Annotated in this window: 10 protein-coding genes; 2 read left to right on the top strand and 8 right to left on the bottom strand. The window is 68.5% G+C overall.

Going from position 1 to position 16,435, the window contains the following annotated elements:
- Positions 1 to 10: 10 nt before the first annotated feature.
- The 3 genes from ACWCO8_RS03870 to ACWCO8_RS03880 form a co-directional block, all read right to left on the bottom strand.
- Positions 11 to 1,294: a lysine N(6)-hydroxylase/L-ornithine N(5)-oxygenase family protein gene (locus tag ACWCO8_RS03870; protein ID WP_451030764.1), complete on the bottom strand. Its 1,284-nt coding sequence runs from the start codon at positions 1,292 to 1,294 to the stop codon at positions 11 to 13.
- A complete protein-coding gene (locus tag ACWCO8_RS03875; RefSeq protein WP_451030765.1) occupies positions 1,291 to 2,124 on the bottom strand; it encodes a phenylalanine 4-monooxygenase in 834 nt (277 codons plus the stop codon). Before ACWCO8_RS03875 ends, ACWCO8_RS03870 begins: the two co-directional genes overlap by 4 nt.
- 372 nt (positions 2,125 to 2,496) lie before the next feature.
- Positions 2,497 to 2,997 carry a peptidylprolyl isomerase gene (locus ACWCO8_RS03880; protein ID WP_451030766.1) on the bottom strand — a complete coding sequence of 167 codons (501 nt, stop codon included), beginning with the start codon at positions 2,995 to 2,997 and terminating at the stop codon, positions 2,497 to 2,499.
- Between the two features lie 90 nt (positions 2,998 to 3,087).
- Between ACWCO8_RS03880 and ACWCO8_RS03885 the strand changes: the two genes are divergently transcribed.
- The gene (locus tag ACWCO8_RS03885) at positions 3,088 to 3,249 is read left to right on the top strand and encodes a hypothetical protein (RefSeq protein WP_451030767.1); all 162 of its coding nucleotides are present in this window, start codon (positions 3,088 to 3,090) and stop codon (positions 3,247 to 3,249) included.
- Positions 3,250 to 3,252: 3 nt separating this feature from the next.
- Here the strand turns inward: ACWCO8_RS03885 and ACWCO8_RS03890 are convergent, their stop codons facing one another.
- The 3 genes from ACWCO8_RS03890 to ACWCO8_RS03900 form a co-directional block, all read right to left on the bottom strand.
- Entirely contained in the window at positions 3,253 to 4,146 is an 894-nt protein-coding gene (locus tag ACWCO8_RS03890) for an NAD(P)-dependent oxidoreductase (RefSeq protein WP_451030768.1), read from the bottom strand.
- Between the two features lie 125 nt (positions 4,147 to 4,271).
- Entirely contained in the window at positions 4,272 to 6,281 is a 2,010-nt protein-coding gene (locus ACWCO8_RS03895) for a heavy metal translocating P-type ATPase (RefSeq protein WP_451030769.1), read from the bottom strand.
- Complete coding sequence (locus tag ACWCO8_RS03900) at positions 6,274 to 6,633, bottom strand: helix-turn-helix domain-containing protein (RefSeq protein WP_451030770.1); 360 nt, start codon at positions 6,631 to 6,633, stop codon at positions 6,274 to 6,276. The genes ACWCO8_RS03895 and ACWCO8_RS03900 overlap by 8 nt, the downstream gene beginning before the upstream one ends.
- Before the next feature lie 176 nt (positions 6,634 to 6,809).
- On the opposite strand from ACWCO8_RS03900, the gene ACWCO8_RS03905 reads away from it, so the two are divergent.
- Positions 6,810 to 7,757: an arsenic resistance protein gene (locus tag ACWCO8_RS03905; protein ID WP_451030894.1), complete on the top strand. Its 948-nt coding sequence runs from the start codon at positions 6,810 to 6,812 to the stop codon at positions 7,755 to 7,757.
- A 61-nt stretch (positions 7,758 to 7,818) separates the two neighbouring features.
- Here the strand turns inward: ACWCO8_RS03905 and ACWCO8_RS03910 are convergent, their stop codons facing one another.
- Together ACWCO8_RS03910 and ACWCO8_RS03915 are read right to left on the bottom strand one after the other, a co-directional pair.
- On the bottom strand, positions 7,819 to 8,055 hold the full coding sequence (locus ACWCO8_RS03910; RefSeq protein ID WP_451030771.1) for a DUF2283 domain-containing protein: 237 nt from the start codon (positions 8,053 to 8,055) through the stop codon (positions 7,819 to 7,821).
- A complete protein-coding gene (locus ACWCO8_RS03915; RefSeq protein WP_451030895.1) occupies positions 8,052 to 16,049 on the bottom strand; it encodes a ricin-type beta-trefoil lectin domain protein in 7,998 nt (2,665 codons plus the stop codon). Before ACWCO8_RS03915 ends, ACWCO8_RS03910 begins: the two co-directional genes overlap by 4 nt.
- Positions 16,050 to 16,435: the final 386 nt, after the last annotated feature.

Below are 16,435 nucleotides of genomic sequence, written 5' to 3' on the forward strand. Positions count from 1 at the left end.
CTCGTGCACGTCATGTCCCGTTCCCCGCTGTCCGCTCCTGCGTCCGCCGGTCGCCGGCCAGCGACTCCGCGATCTCGCCCGCGCGGACCGCGGTCATCGAAAGTAGGGTCGAGGAGATTCCGTGCGTCGCCTCGGTGGCGCCCTGCACGTAGATGCCGCAACGGACGTCGGCGGTGGTACGGAGCCGGTAGTCGCGGCCGATCCGCAGTTCACCCGTCTCGTCGCGGCACAGCTTGTCCGCGATGCCGCCGAGCAGTTCCGACGGGTCGGGCGAGGTGTATCCGGTGGCGTGGACGACCAGGTCGGCCTCGATGTCGGTGACCTCGCCCGTGGGCAGGAACCGCACGCGCACCGCGACGTCGTCCGCGCGCGGGTCGAGGGAGTCGATCCGGGAGCTGTGCATGACCCGGAGTCGGGGCTCTCCCGTGACCTTCTGCTCGTACTGGCGGCGGTACAGGTCGTCGAGCACGTGCCCGTCGACCACCGCGTAGTTGGTGCCCCCGTGGTACCGCAGCATCGCCTGCTTCACGTCCGGCGGGGCCTGGTAGAAGTCGTCCACGGCGGCAGGGTCGAAGACCCGGTTGGCGAAGGGGCTGGCGTCGGCGACGCTGTAGCCGTAGCGCGTGAAGACGGCGCACACCTCGGCCGTCGGGTAGCGGTCCATCAGGTGCCCCGCGATCTCCGCGGCGCTCTGGCCCGCTCCGACCACCACGACACGCTTGGGGGCCCGTTCGTCGAACGCGGGCAGCCGGTGCATCAGCTGGGAGCTGTGCCAGACCCGCTCGCCGGTTTCGACACCCTCGGGCAGGCGCGGGCGCAGGCCCTGGGCGACGACGAGGTTCCTGGTCCGTGCGGCGATCCGGTCACCGGCCAGGACGTCGAGCGCGACGACGGTGTCGTCCTCCACCACCGGCCGGACGCCCGTGACCTCGACGCCGTACTCGACCATGTGGCGCACCCGGTCGGCGGCCCACCGGAGATAGTCGTGGAATTCGGTGCGCGAGGGAGTGAGGACCGCGTGATTGATGAAATCGACGAGCCGGCCCTTCTCATGTAAGTAGGAGAGGAAACCGAATTCGCTCACCGGGTTCCGCATCGTGGCGATGTCCTTGAGGAAGGACACCTGCATCGAGGCGCCCTCGATGAGCATGCCGCGATGCCAGCCGAAATCCGGCTGCTTTTCGAGGAAGAGCGCACCCGCCGACCGGTCTGCTTCGTGCAGTGCTGCGGCCAGTGCGAGATTCGCGGCACCGAACCCTATTCCGGCGACGTCGAGCACGGCCGTGTCCGTCATTTCGCGACCGCCAGGAGCCGCTCTATGGATACGTCGTCGCAGGTTGCCCAGAATTCGCCGGCCACATCCTCGAGGTGTGTTAAGGAACGGGCGCTGTAAAGGGTGTCCTGATACCGGGTGATGTCATAGCTGACATGGACCATGTCGGCGATGGCGAGGGGCCGGATCTCGGCGGCGCGGAACTGGTCCAGTTCGCCGTAGGACGAGACGATGCTGGCACCGTAGGCGCGCGGCCCGTCGGCGGCATCGAGGAGTCCGCACTCGATGGTGAACCAGAAGACCTTGGAAATGAATTGCTGCGCCGTTTCGGTCTCCACGCGGCGCACGGCCTCGCCGGCCAGGCGGTAGAGCTGGGCGAATCGGCGGTCCGCCAGGGCGCTGCCGTGGCCGATGACCTCGTGCAGGACGTCCGGCTCTGTCGAGTAGAACGGCGTCGCGCCGTCACGGATGTACTGCGTGGAGTGGAAGTATCCGTCGGCGAGGGAGCCGCAGAAGCGATGGAAGGGGACCACGCCCGCGGCCGGCTGCAGCCGAAAGCCGGTCAGCTCGTCGAGCCGGTCGGCGACTTGCTGAAGTTGCGGTATTCCATCGACGCCGACGTCGAGCTGTTCGGCCGCGTCGAGGAATTCAGGTGCCGCAAGGGAATGATGCCGTTCCTGCAGTCGCTCGGCGACGAGTCGCCAGACGGCGTGCTCGGCATCGGTGTATTCGATTTCGGGGATGACGTCGCCACGTACGTAATTCGCCGCGAGAGCCGCGATCTCGTCACGTCGGCGTCGGTAGACAGAATTGTCCGCCGATACGCCAATTAACTGCTCCTGGCTGTCCACAACGTATCCCCGTAACGTCGTTGGTAAGAGTAGACGGCCAGGGAGACACCCCTGAACCGAACGACGCTTTCAGGAAATTTTCCCCCGACCAACTCGCTTCAAGCTACACCAACGGACGACCCACTCGCAAGGCATTCACCGGTAACCCGCAGGTCAGCCGCCACTTGACGCCTTGGGATGATCCCAAGAACTCCCACTTCGGTCGATGTATTCAAGCCGTTAACCCCGATGGCGAATTTACCCGATTACCCGCACCATGATCAACTATGCGGCATTTGGCCTCGCGGGAAGGGGCCGGCGGCGCCGGCCCGCCGGGACCAGGCCGGCATCCGCGGCCCGGTCCCGAGCGCCGGACGCGCCGTCAGGACGTGACTACTGCTCGACCTTGGCGCTGAGGATGACCACGGGCTCGACCGGGACGTCCTGGAAGCCGCTGCGGCGGCCGGTGGGGACCGCGGCGATCTTGTCGACCACGTCGAGACCCTCGACGACCTTGCCGAACACCGCGTAGCCCCAGCCCTGCGGGGACGGCGACGTGTGGTCGAGGAAGTCGTTGTTCGCCGTGTTGATGAAGAACTGCGCCGACGCCGAGTGCGGGTCGGACGTACGGGCCATGGCCACGGTGTAGCGGGCGTTGCGCAGCCCGTTGCGCGCCTCGTTCTCGATCGGCGCGTGGGTGGGCTTCTGCGTCATGTCCTCCAGGAAGCCGCCGCCCTGGACCATGAACGTCTGGATGACGCGGTGGAAGACGGTGTTGTCGTAGTGGCCCTCGTTGACATAGGTCAAGAAGTTCTCGACCGTCTTCGGCGCCTTCTCGGCGTCGAGCTTGAGCTTGATTACACCGAAGTTGGTGGTGAGCACGACCTGAGTCATCGTGTCCTTCTTCCGGGAGCTGTCAGAAATTGCGCTTCAGCCTATATGATCTAGGGTCGCCTCCCCCCAGGAGCACGCCCATCGGCCGGAGTGTTCAATTCCGCCCCCGTGCCGTACGCCTCCTTCGGGCACCGCACGGGCGCCGTCCTGGCGTACGGGACGGCCCGGCGCCTCACCGACATCCCAGGACCGGCCCACCTGCTCCTCTCCGGCCGGGCCGCGCCCGGGCCGACCCCGCCAGAAGGCCGGTGAAGGCTACTTCTCGTTCTTCGCCTTCACCTTCACGAAGGTGCGCGCGAAGGAGTCGTCGCCGAAACCCTCGGCGACCAGCTCGTCGGCGGTGTTCTTGACCGGCTCGAGCCAGGACGCGTCGACGCCCAGCTCCTTGCTCGCCTGGAGGATGTGGCCGAGCGCGAGCTGGTTGGTGCGGACGTTGGAGATCCCGGTCGCGTAGTCGCCCTCGTCGATGACGCGCGCCTGGTCCTGGCTCGCGATGGCGGCCGAGACCACGTACTGCACCCAGGTGTCGATGTGGGGCTGGAACTCCTGGGCGGAGATGCCCGCCGTCTTGACCAGCGCGTGCGCGTGCCCCCAGCCCTGGCCTGCGGCGTACAGGACGCTGAGCAGGGCCAGGTCGAAGATGAGGGGAACCCCGGGGTCCTCGCTGACGTGCACGGACGCGCCGCCGAGCTCCTTCAGAAGGGCCACGTTGGCGTCGAAGACCTCCTTCTTGCCTCCGTAGAAGAACTGCCCCTGCGGCGTGCCGACGAGCGGCGGGATCGCCATGATCGCGCCGTCGAGGTAGGCGATGCCGTGCTCGGCGGCCCAGGCGGCGGTCGACCGGGCGTCGTCGGGCGTGCCGGTCGTGAGGTTGATGAGGGTCTTGCCCGACAGCTGCGTGGCCAGCGGTTCGATCAGTCCGCGCGTGACCTCGTACGTCGACACGCACACGATGACGACCTCACTCGCGGCGACCGCGTCGGCGGCGGAACCGGCGAGCTTCGCGCCCTCGGAGACGAGCGCGTCGGCCTTGTCGGCGGACCGGTTCCACACGGTGGTCGGGTGGCCGTTCCGCAGAAGAGTCGCGGCGAGCGCCTGACCCATCAGACCGAGACCGATGACGGATACCGAAGGGTTGTTGCTGGGCATTGAGAAATATCTCCTCGTGGAAATCGAATCCCGGGCTCCTTCACCGAGAGGGTAGGCAGCGTTTCCTTTACCCCTCAAGTACTTACAAATTGGTAAGTGGGGGGCGAGGGAGGGAAATTCGACGTTCAGTCGCAGCAGTCACAGCTGTTCGGCGCGGCCAACGCGACCGGGACGGGGACCGGCACCTGGACCGGCCTACGCACAGACGGGACGGCCCGACCGGCCTCCCGAAGCGCGGCGTGGGCGGGCAGATGCTTGCGGCGTCCGGCCCGGATGCCGTTGCCGATGACGAGGACTTCGGCCAGTTCGTGGCCGGCGACCACGGTGGCGAGCCCCAGGGCGCCGGTGGCGGCCAGGGGGACGAGCGCGACGAGTATGCCGCCGGACATCAGCAGGTTCTGGGTGAACACCCGGCGGGCCGCGCGGGTGTGGGCGATGGCGTCGGGCAGCCGGCGCAGGTCCTCGCCCATGAGCGCGATGTCGGCGGCCTCGACGGCGACGTCGCTGCCCATGGCGCCCATCGCGATGCCCGCGTCGGCGGTGGCCAGGGCGGGGGCGTCGTTGATGCCGTCCCCGACCATCGCCACCGGGCCGTGGGCGGACCGGAGTTCGGTGACGATACGGGCCTTGTCCTGAGGAAGGAGCTCGGCGCGTACGTCGTCGATGCCGGCGGCCGCGCCGATGGCGGCGGCGGTACGGGCGTTGTCGCCCGTGAGCATGACGACCCGGATGCCCTGGCCGCGCAGGGCCTTGACGGCTTCGGCGGCCTCGGGGCGTATCTCGTCGCGTACGGCGACGGCTCCGAGCAGGACGCGGTCGTGCTCGACCAGGACGACGGTGGCGCCGGCGTCCTGGAGCCGCAGGACGTCGTCGGCCAGCGGACCGGCGTCGACGAAGCCGGGCTTGCCGAGGCGAGCCGTGCCGCCGTCGACGGTTCCGGTGAGTCCGTTGCCGGGGACGGCTTCGACGTCCTCGCCCGGGGTCAGGTCCCGCTTGTCGACCGCGGCGAGGATCGCGGCGGCGAGCGGGTGTTCGCTGCGGGCTTCGAGGGCGGCGGCCACCGCGAGCACCCGGGCAGGGTCCGTGCCGGTGACGGGTACGACGTCGACGACCGCGGGTTCGTTACGGGTGAGGGTGCCGGTCTTGTCGAGGGCGACGACCTTCACCTTGCCCAGGGCCTCCACCGCGGCGCCGCCCTTGATCAGGACGCCCGCCCTGGAGGCCGTACCTATGGCGGCGACGACCGCGACGGGCACGGAGAGCGCGAAGGCGCACGGGGCGGCGGCGACGAGGACGACGAGCGAGCGCTCCATCCAGACCGCCGGGTCGCCGAAGAGGCTGCCCAGGGCCGCGATCAGGGCGGCGAGCACGAGGACACCGGGGACGAGCGGCTTGGCGAACTTCTGCGCGAGGCGCTGGCTGGCGCCCTTGCGTTCCTGGGCCTCGTGGACGATGTGGACGAGGCGGGCGAGGGAGTTGTCCCGCGCGGTCGCGGTGACGGTGATCTCCAGGGCGCCCGAGCCGTTGACGCAGCCGGCGAACACCTCGGCGCCGGGGCCGGCTTCGACGGGCACGGACTCGCCGGTGACCACGGACGTGTCGAGCGCGCTGCGGCCGGAGGCGACGACGCCGTCGGTGGCGATCCGCTCACCGGGCCTGACCAGGAGGACGTCGCCGACCCTGAGGTCGGCCGCCGCCACCTCGGTCTCCGTACCCCCGCGCCGGACGGTGGCGGTGGGCGGGACCAGGTCGAGCAGGGCGCGCAGGCCGTGCTGGGTACGGGCGACGGCGTACCCCTCGAGGCCCTCGGCGATGGAGAAGAGGAAGGCCAGGGTGGCGGCCTCGCCGTACTCACCGAGCGCGACGGCGCCGACGGCGGCGATGGTCATCAGCAGCCCGACACCGAGCCGCCCCTTGAGCAGACCGCGCACGGTGCCGGGGACGAAGGTCGCCGCACCGACGAGCAGCGCCGCCCAGGTGGCGCCGGTGTCCCAGGGCCCGGACAGGAAGAGTGAGACGAGGAGCAGGACTCCGGAGGCGGCGGCCGCCTGAAGCTCACGCACCTGCCATATCGCGGCGGGCGCCGAGGCGGAAGCCGGCTTGGGGTTCTGGGCCGCGCAGCAAGCGTCACCCACGAAGCTCACCGTCCTCGACGCAGTCGTCCCCCTCGGAGTCGACGAGCAGGACCAGGGAGGCCAGTTCGGCCAGGGCGTGGGCGAGCTTGGGGTCGGCCAGTTCGTAACGGACCCGCCGGCCGACGGGGACGGTGCGCACGAGACCGCAGCCGCGCAGGCAGGACAGATGGTTCGACACGTTCCCGCGGGTCATGCCCAGGGCTTCGGCGAGATCCGAGGGATAGGCGGGCGCGTCCAGCAGGGCGAGCAGCAGCCGGCGCCGGTTCTCGTCGGCGAGTGCGGTACCGACACGGGCGAGCGCGGCGGCGTCGACGGCGACGGCCACGGGGCCGCAGGTGTGAGTCACGTCCATGAGGGAGACAGTACAGCCATTCCTGAATCAAGCCCAGCCTGAATCAAGCACACCCTGAATCGTCGGGACACCTGCGAGGATGAGGCCCGAGAGCGGCCGACCGCCCACCGGGCTGCGGCGACGAGAAAGAGCAGGGCGACGTGGAGCACCGGGAGTCCAAGGGCCTGGTCGAGCGGATGGACGACCACCAGGTCGCGATCTACCTGGCGGCGATGGGCGTGGGAGGTCTCCTCGGCTGGCTGGCCCCGGCAGCCGGTCCCGGCCTGGAACACGCGATCAACCCCGTCCTCGGGGCGCTCCTGTTCGTGACGTTCCTCCAGGTGCCGGCGGCCGAGCTGTTCCGCTCGCTGCGCGACGGACGCTTCCTGGCCGCGGCGCTGGTCGTGAACTTCGTCGTCGTCCCGCTCGTGGTCGCGGCGATGTTCGCGTTCCTCCCGTCCGACCAGGCGGTCCGCCTCGGCGTCCTGCTCGTGCTGCTGTGCCCGTGCGTCGACTACGTGATCGTCTTCTCGGGCCTGGCGGGCGGATCCAGCCGCCGTCTCCTGGCCGCCACTCCCCTGCTCCTGGTGGCGCAGATGGCGCTGCTCCCCGGCTTCCTCTACCTCTTCATGGGCCCCGACCTCGCCGACATCGTCGAACCGGCCCCGTTCCTGGAAGCGTTCCTGGTCCTGATCGTCATCCCCCTGACCCTGGCCTGGACCCTCCAAGCATGGGCAGCAAGCCGGCCGACGGGCGAGAAGGTATCGGCCGCGGCAACCACAACAATGGTCCCCCTGATGGCGGCAACCCTCCTCACGGTGGTCGCCTCACAGGTCCCCAAACTCGGCGACAGCCTCACGGACGTAGCCGCCGTGATCCCCTTCTACGCGGCGTTCCTGGTGGTCATGGCCTTCGCGGGCAAGGCCGTGGCCCACCTCTTCCACCTCGACACAGGCGCCGCCCGCGCGATCGTCTTCACCGGCGCCACCCGCAACTCCCTGGTCGTCCTCCCCCTGGCCCTGGCCCTCCCGGACACCCTCGCCGTAGCGACCGTCGTCGTAGTCACCCAAACCCTCGTAGAGGTCCTGGGCATGGTCACGTACGTCCACCTGGTCCCGCGTCTGGTCCCGGCACGGCGAGGCTGACGCGAGGGAGCCCCCGCCCGGCAATTGCCGGGCGGGGGCTCCTCATGGATGCCTGACCTCGTTACTCGTCCAGGCGCTCCGCCGCATCGATCAGGTACTGGGGAAGCTTCGTGTCAGCCGCCAGCACCTCGATGCCCACGAGGCGTCCGTCCTTGTCGAAGTCGAGATTGATCATGCCGTCGACGTCGATCGGATCGCACGGGTACATGTGCGCCACACGCGGACGTGTCTGCGGGTCGACGAAGTACACGTACGCCGCATTGGCCTGTCTGTCGTAGGTGACTCTCAGCTCCGTCATCGGCTGCGACGCCCACCCCCTCCTCCACCGGGTCCTGCCGCCCTGAGTCGCTCAACATAGTCGGGCTGGACGTTGACCATCACCGTATTGATGTTGCCATCGATTGTCTTGGCGACGAACACCTTGGACTTCGGGTCGTAGTAACCGAGCTTGTACTGGCCTTCGTGGTAGTACGAGAACGGAGTCTGCGCGAGCACCGCACGCGCCGTCTCCGCCGAGAGCTCTCGATCCCTCAGGCGGTCGATGAGGTGTTTCGTAGTGCCGTCGAGCTCCTCCGCAGCCTCAACCGCGTCATCGGCCGCGTCGGCGGCGTCGTCCGACGCCCGCTGGGCGGACTCGTGTGCGTCCCAGGCGTCGTCCGCGGCTCCCTGGCCTTCGAGGACCGCGTTCGGATCACTGCCGCTGCCGTCGCATCGGCACGAGTCGGCATGGTCGTCCAACCAGCCGTTGCAGTTGTGCACAAGGGCCGAAGTGTCCTCGACCGCCACGTAGTAGGTGTGGAGGTCGGAGACGGTCAGGTTGTGGACGGTGGTGTCCTGCGCGGTCCAGCGCTGGACCGCGGCCACCTGGACACGGGTGCCGGAACTGGTCTGGAGCCACTGACCGGACTTCAGGTCGGTGGCCTTGATCCAGTCGCCGAGCTCGGGGACCCAGATCGGGTGACCGTCGGTCGCGGTGACCTGGGCGGTCTTCGCTCCGGCCTTGCCGTCGACGTCGATCGTGATCTTCACCAGGTGCTTGAGGCCCTGCCCCTTGATCTCGGCCGTGACCGTCTCGACACGGGTCTCCCCGGTCTTCGGGTCGGTCGCGACGACCTTGTCGCCGATCTTCACCTCGTCGATCGCCTTGGTGGAACCGTCGGCCATCAGCACCTTCGTGCCGGGCACGAAGCTGTTGCAGCCGCCGCCTCCGGCCTTCCCGGAACCGCCGCCTCCGCTGGTGCCTCCGTTGCTGCGGGAGGAACCGCCGGACTTGCCGCCGCCACCACCCCCGGAACCCTTGCTTCCGCCGCCCTTGCCGGCCTTCGGATAGGAAGAGGACTTGGGCGCCGCCTTGGCCTGGGCCTGCTTGTGAGTCGGGTTACCTGTCTTCCGCTTCGCGGCGGCCGCGGCGTCGGCCTTTCTCTTGGCTGCTTCGGCGGCCTTCTTCTTGGCTCTCTGCGCGGCCTCCTTCTTGGCCTTCTCGATGGCGGCCTTCTTGGCCCTCAAGGCTGCCGCTTCAGCTGCCTTGGCGGCCTTGAGCACCGCCTCCGCGGCCCGCTTGGCGGCCTTGAACGCCTGGATGGCGTCGATCGTGCGGTTGACCGCCTTGATGAGGGACGGGATCTTCCCGAGCTTCATCCACGGGACGGCATCGACCACGATGCTGACGCAGGACCACATGTCACCGCCGAAGCACGCCATGGCGTCGTTGATGCCGATGAAGTCCTTCAGCGTCTCCCACGCCACGGCCAGAATCACCGAGGTGAGGGACTTGCCCATGGTCGCCTGTGCCTGCGCGACCTGCGCCGCGGACAGACCCGCGCCGGCGAGGGCCGCGGCCTTCTCCGAGGCGGTCAGGCTGATCGCGAGACCGGTCGGGTCGGAGTACGTGACCGGGTTGTTGTGTGCGTAGCTGTACCCGTTGGACTGCAGCGGGTCGTTCAGGTCGAGCACCGGGTCGGCCGACAGGAAGCGTCCGACAACCGGGTCGTACAGACGGGCGCCCAGCGGCTGGAAGCCGGAGGCGTCGTCCCTGGTCTGGCCCAGGAACCCCTTGTGGTTCTGCATGTTGGCACCGAAGGTGCCGCGCTCGTTGCCGAACGGGTCCTGCTTGCGGATGCGCACGGACATGCCGCCGTTGAGGGCGACCTCCGCGTACGCGCTGCCCTGATGGTCTCCGGTCTGGGCGACCAGGATCTCCGAGCCGGTGCCGTAGGCGTAGCGCATGACCGCACCGCCCGGGACGGAGTAGGTGCGCTGGGTGTTGACCAGGACGCCGCCCTGCTGGACGGTCACCTCGGCCTCGGGCAGGTGCAGCGTCGCCTGCTTGCCCTTGACCGTCAGCAGACGCACTCCGCCGGGACCGTAGATGTGACGGGTGTCGTTCTGCGGCGACCACAGCTGTGCGGACGACGTGCCGTTACAGGTCGTCAGGACGATCGGCGTGCCGCTGGCCGAGTTCGCGCCCTGAACCGCCAGGCACAGGGTCGAATCGACGTGGACCAGCTGTCCGTTCGCGTTGCGTCGCCACTCCTGGGCGGTCACCTGCGCGGCGGTGGTGCCGCACTTCTGGATCTGGACCGCCGCCCCGGCCGCGTTGGAGGCCGGCTGGAGGCACCAGGTGCCGTAGACCGACAGAGTGCCCCGGTTGGGGTCGTTCTGCGTCCCGTTGACAGGCTTCGGAGTCGGCGTGAACTTGAGGTTCTGCGCCACCGAGGCGTTGCAGCTGTAGAGCTGGATCGGCTGACCGGCGGCCCCCGCTCCGGACTTCAGGTCCAGGCACTTGTCGGCCAGGCCCACGTACGGGGTCTTGCCGCCGGTGCCCGCGCCGGTGATCCGATCGACCTTGCCGTCGTAGGTCCAGGTCAGTTCCTGCTTGTCACCGTTCTCGATCGAGGTGATCGACTTCGTCTCGCCGGTCAGCTCGTACAGACGCGTGGCCTCTGCCTTGACCTGTGCACCCGCGGGGGTGGCGTAGGTCTTCGACACCTTGGTCAGCGTGTGCGGCTGGCTCTTGGCCGCGCCGACCCCGTACTCGTACGTGGTGGTGGCGTCCTTGTTGGTGTCGCCGCTGAGGTCCCTCTCGGTCAGCTTCGTGCGGTTGCCGAGAAGGTCGTACTCGTACTCCTGCCAGTAGCCCGAGGTGTCCGCTCCGGCGGCGACATTGAGCGTGCCGTCGGCGTTCTTCGGAGTGGTGCAGCCCTTCGTCGCCGGGTCCTTGGAGGTCCAGGCGGACTTGAGCTGCCCGAGCGGGTCGTAGGAGAAGCACTGCCGCTCCTCGATCCCGGTGGACTTCTCCTGGATCGAGGTGACGTTGCCGGCCGGGTCGTAGGTGTACGCCCGGTTGGACACGAGGTTGCCGCCGACGACGCTCTTGTCGGTGAGGGGGTCGTTGGCGCCCTTCTCGCGGTAGACCGACTGATCGGTGAGCTCACCGCTGGACTCGTCGAACGCGTTCTGCGTCCACACGCGGTACGGCTGGGCACCGAGCGTGGAGCGGAGCATCTGACCGTACGCGTCATAGGTGATCTCGGAGCCGTACCAGTCCTTGCCCGAGATCGAGAGGGGCTGGCCGTCCTTGTTGTAGCGGACGACCATCCTCTCGCTCGCGAACTTGCCCACCGCGGGAACAGTGAACTCGTCCAGCATGCCGTTGTCGGAGTACTTGTACTCGTACGTGTAGTCCTTCAGCAGACCCCAGGTATCGGCGATCGACTGCGGCAGGGACAGGGTGGTCGAGATCGGCTCGTAGTCCCGCGTGTAGCCGTTGACCTTCTGCGTGTACGCCAGGTCGTCCGTGTAGCGGGTGGCGGTGGCGGGCATGCCCTTGCCGCCCGGGGCGCTGTCGTACGTGAAGCCGGCCAGGAGCTTGCCCGTGGAGCTGTCCTGTCGCTGCTCCTTGGGGCGCGACAGCTCGTCGTAGCCGTTCCAGACCTTGGTGCCACGGCCATTGGTGACCGTCAGGGGGCGGTCACGGTTGTCGTAGGTGTTGCGCGTGGTGCCGGCGTCCGGATCGGTGACGGTCAGCGCCCGCCCGCGATGGTCGTAGGTCCAGGACCACGGGTGCGTCGGGTCGGCCGAGGCGGTCGCGTTCTCGACCTGCCCCTTCGCGTCGTAGCCGTAGCGGGTCGACGTGAATCCGCCCGGGGCCGCCGGGTTGAAGGTGTCCGTGCGGAGCGTGCGGCCGGTCGCGTCGGTCCAGACCCGGTAGGACGAGTCGCCCTGCGGCTGGACGACCTTCGACCAGTCCTCGCCGTACTCGTAACGGACGGCCCGGTCCGGGTACGCCTTGGAGTAGGACTCCGTGGTGTCCGGGTCGATCCACTTCATGTACGGCATTTCCTCGGTCACGCGACCGAGTCCGTCGTACGAATAGCGCGTGATGTTCGGAACCGCGGTGTCGGACAGCGGGCTGAACAGCGCTCCCGGCGTCGACTCCTGGGTCAGGTAGGCGTTGTTGGTCTGGTAGACCTCACCGGAGTTGTTGTACAGCGTGTCGGTGATCAGCCAGCCGGATTCGTTGTCGGCCTCCTCCTGCGTCTGCCGCTCGCGGCCGAGGCCGTCGTAGAGGGTGACGGAGGTCTCGATCCGGTCCTCGTAGCCACGTGCATAGGTGGTGACGTACGGAGGCTTGCGGATCTTGAGATTGGGGTCGTCCGGGTCGGTCGTCTCCAGGGGAATCGAGTAGACCGCCCGGAAGTCCGGCACCCCCGAGCCGGGGGTACGGCCCGGGGCCCAGGCCTCGGCGAGCCGGCCGAGCGGGTCGTACAGCGCCTCGCTCACGTGCCCGTTGGTGTCCGTGGTCTTGACCGTGGTGGAACGGCCCGGCTCCAGCTCCATGATCTGGCTGTGACCGAGCACGTTGGTCGTGGTGACCTTGAAGACCTGGCCCGTGGCCGGACCGATGGGCTCGTACGTGATCGTGGAGGACTTCGGGGTCGGCTTGGCCAGCTGGTCCGGGTCGGTCTGCTTGACCACTCGACCGACGGCGTCGAAGCCGCGCGTGCCGTCGGTCTGGAAGCCGGTGCCGGCGCCGTTGAGGGACCAGCTCTCCGTCGCCAGGCCGCGGGTGTCGGCGGCAAGAGCCGTGCCGTACGCCGCGCCGTCGTAGGCCGTGCGCATCGCACTGGCCAGCGAGCCGAGGTCGCTCCAGTCGGCGTTCACGCAGAGCGTCGGCGAGACCAGAACCTGCTTGCTCAGACCGATCAGGTTCTTCGCCGTCTGGTGGACGTACTCCGACTTGGTGCAGGACTCGTCACCGGGCTTCCCGGTGTCCCCCTGCGACTCCACGAGCGTCGGAAGCCCGTACGTCGACTCGTACGTCGTCGTCGTCTTCACCGTGCGCAGCGTGCGCGGGTCGTCCGTGTTCGTGCCCGACGAGCGGGTGTACGCGATCTCGTCCGGCTCCGTGACCCGCCATGCCCGCAGCGGCGTCAGGCCGTCGTCGCGGTTGCGCTTGGCGAGTTCGGTGGCCGCGGGCTTGGTGGTGCTGCGGCTCAGCCACTCGGCGTCGGTCTTGGTGGAGTCGAGGTAGGTGAGCTCCTCCGCGATCCGGCCGGCGAACGGCTCCTCGTCCTTGGCGATCTCGACACCGGCGATGTCCTTGACGGACACGGTGTCGCCGAGGCCGCGGAAGAACCGGGTGACGGCCTTGGAGCGCTGGCCGGGGGCGTCCGGGGTGTTCTCGACGACCGGACCCGTGAGGGTCGTGGTCTGCTCGACGCCGGCGAACTGCGAGTAGGTGCGCGTGGACTTCTTGGTGAACTCGGCCTCGGCGAGCTTCCAGGCCGGGGCCTTGTACTGGTACTCCGTCCTGGTGGGGAAGCTGCCGTCGATGTTCGGCAGCTCCTCGACGGTGTCCACGACGTACTTGTGGAACCAGTCGATGTCCTCGAACTCGGAGTCCGGGTTCCAGAACACGGGGTAGCAGAGCCGGTTGTTCGCCTTCAGCGTCGGCTGCATCCGGGCGATGGCCTGCGCGCGGGTCTCCCCGGACTGCTCGACGATCCGGGGCAGGTCGCCGGTCGCGCAGCCGTCGGCGGCCGGCTTGTACGAGACGATGGTCTCGCCGCCGTACTCGTTGACGACACGTCCGACGCGCAGCCGGGAGAAGCCGGGCCGGTGCGGGTTGTACTTCACGACCCGGTTCGGCATGTCCTCGGCGTTGGGCTCGAACTTCACCGTGTTGAGCTTCACGCTCGCGTCGGTGGTGCCCTTGCGGGCGTAGCCGGTGCGCTGGATGGACTCCAGCCACAGGGCGGTGTTCGGGCCGGTCTTCAGCGGGTCGGCGTTGTCCGGGTCACCGTTCGCGGCGAAGCTCTGCACGAGCTTGTACTCGTCGACGACCTGGCGGGCGGTGGTGTCGGTGCGCCGCTGGGCCGAGGTCGTGATCTTGTCGAGGCGCTTGCGGGTCCAGAAGCTCGGGCCCGCGTTCCAGCACTTCTTGTCGGCCACGCAGCGCAGGTCGGCCGGGGTGTCGAACCAGGGCCGGTAGTTGCGCGGGTCCGGGGACGCGAAGTTGGTGTCGGAGCAGGTGATGCCGTCGACGGTGTAGCAGCGCTCCTCGACCTTGAAGCCGATGCGGGCGGGGGCGTTCTCCGTGAAGATCTTGTCGCTGCGCTGGCCGTAGTCGATGTGGTCGAGCCAGCCGTCGCGGTCGTACGGAACCGGGTCCTTGAAGTTGAAGTTCCGGGCGTAGTAGTTCGGCTCCGCCTTCTGCCACCACAGGGACATGGCGTTGCCGTGGACGTCCTCGACGTAGTCGAGGCTCCAGCGCCAGGCCTGGGTGCAGAAGGACGTGGTCCAGTCCGTGGTGGTCGGACCCTTGTAGCAGTCCTCGCCGGAGTGGTTGCCGTACACCGGGACGGTCAGGACCGAGTTGGTGTACGGGTCGTCGTCGCCCTTGTCCGCGGTGCCCTTGTCGGACCAGCCGGGCAGCTTGTTCATGCCGAAGTGGTACTTGATGCCGTCCTTCGTGGTGACGACCCAGTACTCGTTGAACCGGGCGCCGTTGGCCCGGTCCGTGTTGGTGATCCGCTCGACCTTGGAGCCGTCGCCGTTGGCGGTGAACCACTTGCTCTGGGTCTCGTCCCACACGAGCTCGGTGGTCGTGCCGCCGAGCGAGAGGGTGGCGTTGTCCGAGCCCCAGCACAGGTCCGCGGTGCGGTGCGTGGAGTTGTTGGCCCCGGGCTTCTTGGAGTCCTGGCGGCAATTGGCGTACGAACGCGTGATGGAGCCCGCGTTGTAGTCCCAGCCGTCACCGATCCAGGAGGCCTGGTTGTTGGAGGACGACGTGCGGCCGTCGACGGACTGCGAGGAGTACGACAGGCCGACCTTCGGCATCAGACCGCCGGCGGTCTCCGGGACCTGCACCTGGTACCCGTAGGTGAAGGCGCCCGAGGAGGAGCCGGACGACCAGGAGCCCGAGGACAGCAGCGGCGAGGCCGTGAAGTCACCGGACGCCGAAGCACCGGTGTCGAGCATGCCGAGCGAGGAGCCGGCCGGCGCGTTGGCGGCCGGCTGGACACCGTCCTGGTAGGAGGCGTAGGAGGTCTTCGTCGGCTTGGAGGGGACGAAGCCCTCGCCGACGAGGCTGGAGACCGGGACGATACCCGTCACGATCTTGCGGGTCTTGGCGTTCTTCGCAGCCGTGGACCTGGTCGGCGCGTCCTTGGCCGCCACGGTCTCCACGGTGCTGGGGAGCCGCTGGAAGTCCTTCTTGCCGTTCTTGACGTCCTGGCCCCCGTCGGAGCCGGACAACGCCTGCGTACCGCCGCCGTCGGCGCAGTCGCCGGTGGTCGGGGAGGAGTAGACGCACTCGGGCAGCACCATCAGACCGAAGCGGTCGGCGGCCTGCGGTCCGTAGAGGTCGGCGAAGCCCGTGGTGTCGACGCTGACGGCCACCTCGGCGGTCGGGTCGACGGTGGCCGGCGGGGTGAGCTTCATGATGACGCCGGAGACGCCCGCGGTCTGCGAGGTCTCCTGCGGGGCCACGCCCACGGTCCACTCACCGGCGAGATCGGCGGCGTCACCGCCCTCGGGAACGCCGATGGCGACGGGCAGCACGGTCGAGCCGGCCTGGACCGCCTTCATGGTGCCGGGCGCGTCGGTCGCGGCGATCGGGGCGTTACCTGTTCCGGACGCCCAGGCCGCGGTGGCGGTCGGGGTGTACGGGTCGACCGGGTTCTCCGGCGCCAGGGTCAGGGCCTTGTCGGCGGCATCGTCGCCCGCGACATCGGTGGCCTCCGGAAGGTCCGGCAGCTCGACCTTGGCGACCTCCTCCTCGCGGTTCATCCCCGGGCCGGGCACGGCCAGCGCCTGGCCGCCCAGGCTGGTCACCGTCAGCACCGACGACAACAAGAGAACGATCGCCGTGCGGCTTCGCCGCCGACGCCTTCGTTGTGACTCTGTCAAAGCTGGGCGTCCTCGCCCCAGCCGTGACAGCGGACCTGAAGCACGCATACGCGCCGACTCCCACCCTGGCAATTCAGACAACGGACGAGGTGCGAAAACACCAAAGAGCACACGCCTGGCTCAGGTGGCTCAGGCGCGTGCGTGCGCACTCTCTGTCATGTCCGCCGCAGAGTTCAAGATCTACCGGAAGCCGGGAATCCCGCGAAAAGTGATCTGCATCACGGGATAGAACGGATCAGAGACATTCCGCTGATGGCGCATCAGAC

The organism is Streptomyces sp. NPDC001927 (genome assembly GCF_053594455.1).

Coding starts and splice junctions, on each gene's coding strand:
- ACWCO8_RS03890 (WP_451030768.1), bottom strand. CDS start 4,146: ATGCCCAGCAACAACCCTTCGGTATCCGTCATCGGTCTCGGTCTGATG.
- ACWCO8_RS03900 (WP_451030770.1), bottom strand. CDS start 6,633: ATGGACGTGACTCACACCTGCGGCCCCGTGGCCGTCGCCGTCGACGCC.
- ACWCO8_RS03880 (WP_451030766.1), bottom strand. CDS start 2,997: ATGACTCAGGTCGTGCTCACCACCAACTTCGGTGTAATCAAGCTCAAG.
- ACWCO8_RS03905 (WP_451030894.1), top strand. CDS start 6,810: ATGGACGACCACCAGGTCGCGATCTACCTGGCGGCGATGGGCGTGGGA.
- ACWCO8_RS03910 (WP_451030771.1), bottom strand. CDS start 8,055: ATGACGGAGCTGAGAGTCACCTACGACAGACAGGCCAATGCGGCGTAC.
- ACWCO8_RS03915 (WP_451030895.1), bottom strand. CDS start 16,049: ATGAACCGCGAGGAGGAGGTCGCCAAGGTCGAGCTGCCGGACCTTCCG.
- ACWCO8_RS03870 (WP_451030764.1), bottom strand. CDS start 1,294: ATGACGGACACGGCCGTGCTCGACGTCGCCGGAATAGGGTTCGGTGCC.